General features: G+C 50.4%; 4 protein-coding genes. All 4 read right to left on the reverse strand.

Features of this window, described 5'->3' with window-relative positions; translation table 11 throughout:
- On the reverse strand, window positions 1-202 hold a 202-nt coding region (locus Q8N04_15275), incomplete at its 3' end, for a hypothetical protein (GenBank protein ID MDP3092034.1).
- A gap of 952 nt (window positions 203-1154) precedes the next feature.
- Window positions 1155-1652 (reverse strand): hypothetical protein, encoded by a 498-nt coding sequence (locus Q8N04_15280; GenBank protein MDP3092035.1) that lies wholly within the window; start codon window positions 1650-1652, stop codon window positions 1155-1157.
- 16 nt (window positions 1653-1668) lie between these two features.
- Window positions 1669-2742: a DUF262 domain-containing protein gene (locus Q8N04_15285; protein ID MDP3092036.1), complete on the reverse strand. Its 1074-nt coding sequence runs from the start codon at window positions 2740-2742 to the stop codon at window positions 1669-1671.
- Window positions 2743-2984: 242 nt separating this feature from the next.
- Window positions 2985-3387 (reverse strand): hypothetical protein (locus Q8N04_15290; protein ID MDP3092037.1); only part of this gene is annotated, 403 nt, incomplete at its 5' end.

Here is a 3387-nt window from a genome sequence, read left to right on the forward strand (position 1 = left end):
GCGCATAACGGACACCGTTCCGAATCTCGTCGCGCCGCAGGCTGAACGCGCCCCAAAGGCAGTAGATATTGCCGGCGTTGTCGCTGTCCGACGTGGCCGAGCTGATGGAGGCGCACAGACTTGGCAGGTTGTCGATGGTCAGGAGATTCTTGAGCATTGAGATGTCGAGGTGGGGGTGTTGGATTTTGCTAAAGAATTCCATGCGTATTCTCTTTAGAACGTGTGAGCTGAAAGCCGATGTCGGGGTTTGCTATTGCAGTGCAATACGGTATCGCTTGCCCTTGCGAGTACCTAACAGAATCATGTCAGACATCGGTTTGCCCTCATCTATTTATACGTCGACTCGTGAACTCGTTGCGGGAATCAAAGGGGGGTAGCAGAAATAATCGTGTCTTTCCAACCCATTTGTTTCCTAAGCGTGGTGCGAAAGCCGTGGTCTGTTCCCTAGTGCGGATGCAAATCTGGGCAGCAATTAGCAAACCGCTGTTGAATTGTTGGGATTTTCCCCGATTGCCTACTATCCCCAGACAGAATAACGAGCATCATTCCTGTCATTAGTAGTAGTCCGTTTGATGATCTGAGTGTTTGAGACAAAAGCTGAATCGGGTAACCCTCGTTGTGCCGAGAGATGGCATGAACCCCGCCATGTATATATGAACTCAGGGGCTTCCATGAATATTCCTTGAACTCAAGCAATGGCCCCAATGCTTGCGCGGGTGCTTTTCCGTCAAGCTCAACCAGTATCTCGCTTAGCGATGGGACTTTATCTGCCCACTTTGCCGTTTCATGATTCAGTTCGCTTTGTAGCTTGCTAATTGAAGTATCAGAGGCGGAGTACAGAGCCCACACAGCTTTAACAAGAGCTTCGTACTGCATTCGAAGAACGCCAAGGGACGATGTGAAATTGCCAGTAGAGATCAGAATGCGCACACTCTCTGCGTGTTCAAATGACACCCCGCACAGTGTGCGGCTCGATGTGATTTTGGCCGAATCGTCGTAAGGCGCTAGCGTCAAGAAGTCCGCTAAGACTTCTGCAAGCTCTGCTGATCTATTTAGTAGCACTTCAATGTTAGGCGCGTCGTGAGTCATCTTTAATAGTGGTCAGCATTGAATTTAGGTGGAAACTATATCCAAGCATGGTCCACGTAATCCGGTCATCCGAGCGAGAGCCAGAGAGCTCGAATTACGACCTCACCGGCGCGTGCCGCTTTAGCAACCTCAGGTAATGTAGCGCTGTCCAAATAGCCTGAGTGAGCGCAAGAATGTCGCCAGACGATAAGATTGCCATACGCGCTCTTAAGACTGACGTGAGCCCACTTCAAAGCCCGTCTTTCGCATCTTTCCAGTAATTCATCGAAGCGTTGCACTCTTGTCGCCCCAAAGCGCGCCAGATGCTTCTCTTTCAGCAGTTTTAGTTTGAGTTGTGCGTTGAAAGAGTCGAAAACGCTTTGAACAAAATATTCAAAGTCTGGATCCCGCTTTGCGGCGAATTCTTTGAAAGCATCTTTGGTTGATTGCTCTAAATTGGACACAGCTGAAACCGCTGCAAATCCCGCATAGCGCGCATGAAGCAAATCTGCTGCTGGGCTTGGAGCAACTCCGCTCAAGTGCGAAATGAAATCTCTTACTTGGCGCGTTGATCGTTTATTCATTCGTTACCTCCTCGATTTAGGAGGCAAAGGCTTGATAAGCAATCGTATGGCGCATTCTGAGTACATCTTCATTTGCGGTGGACTGCGATATTGCCGCTTGAAAGTCAGGGTTAGCTTTGAGTTGTTCAAATTGCGTATGGAGATCTGTGCTGAAAGGCTCCCCTATTCGTATAAGGCTTACAAATACACTTTCGAGCAAAGCTGAGTTGACCGGGCCGCGGCGGGTGAATGGTTTTTCCCCAAGCTCCGCCACTACCCGCGCTGCCACTTTGGTGAACAGATCTTCAAATTTCTTTGCGCTATCTGAATCGAAGTTAAGGTTTCGTTTCATTGACGCGGACAGGAAGTCTTTCATGGGGCGCTGATAGTTTTCGAGACTCTCAAAAAGCGCAAACAATCTGAGAATTAGTTCGACATCTTTTTGATGTTTATCTACGTTGCTCTTGCCTAGAATTTCTCGCCAATCTGAATTCCGGTTCAATTCGCGAAGGCGCTCCACTATGCGTCCCCGATAAACACAGTTTCTGATTTCTTGGGGCTTTAGCGGTGTGCCGCCTGTGTTGAGTCGCTCGAATATGTGATATGCCGCGGTAGGCTCACCTTTAGGAGACAGCTGGCGAATATTCATCGCCCTTAAGACCGCGCCACGGAGCTTTCTTTGATCGCTCTCGGTTAGCTCTGCAAACGATTTGTTTAAGAAGGGGCTCTTGGGAGACAGCCCTGCTAGCCTGAAGGTAGTCTTTTTTGATTTTTGGTCTTCTATACCGAAGAACCCTTCGAAAAAATAAACAACGCTCGTGATGCGCTGTTGCCCATCGATGACAACGTATTTATTCGACTCATCGATGTACAGGAAGACAGGCGGGATTGGGAGGCCAACCAGGAAGGACTCAATGAGCAGCGACGCTTGTTTTTGGCTCCATACAAATTCACGTTGGTAGTCCGGTATCAGTATTTCCTCGCTTCTCCACTGCTCAAAAATTCCTGAAAGGGTTAAGTCAGATGGGTAGGTGGCGATGTCGTAAGTGACATAGCTCTCCTCATCGTCCTCAGTCTCTATTTCGATATTCGCTTCTTCTATGTTCGCCATCGTTAGATCAACCTTGGGCATGGATCAAAATCAACTATAAGGGCCAGCATCGAATTGGCTTTTGCAAAAAAAGCTCGAAGGGGTGCTGGACTCGATAAAAATCGGAACTAGGATTGCAGCATTCGGATCAACGCGCAACATCGACTAGATCAATGACAATAAAAAAGCGCGACTGATTGTTCAGTCGCGCCGGGAACAACAGATTTAAGACCGCTTGTGTTTCGGTACGAGCGGCTTACTTATTAACTCGGCAACATCGCCAGCACCCCATTCAACCGCCGCACAAAACTCGCCGGGTCATCAAGCTGGCCACCTTCTGCCAACAGCGCCTGCTCGAACAGCAGGTTGGCCCAGTCGGCGAAGCGGGTGTCGTCGGTCTCGCTGTTGAGCCGCGTGACCAATGCATGTGACGGGTTGATTTCCAGCGTGGGTTTCACGGTGGGCGCGGCCTGGCCGGCGGCCTTGAGCAGGCGTTCGAGGTTGGCGCTCATGTCGGCTTCGCCGGTGACGAGGCAGGCGGGCGAATCGGTGAGGCGGTGGGTGACGCGCACTTCTTTGACGCGCTCGCCGAGGGCTGTTTTCACGCGCTCGACCAGCGGCTTCATGGCGTCTTCGGCTTCCTTCTGCGCGGTCTTCTCGGCTTCG

Source organism: Nitrospira sp., from assembly GCA_030692565.1.
GTDB lineage: Bacteria > Nitrospirota > Nitrospiria > Nitrospirales > Nitrospiraceae > Nitrospira_D.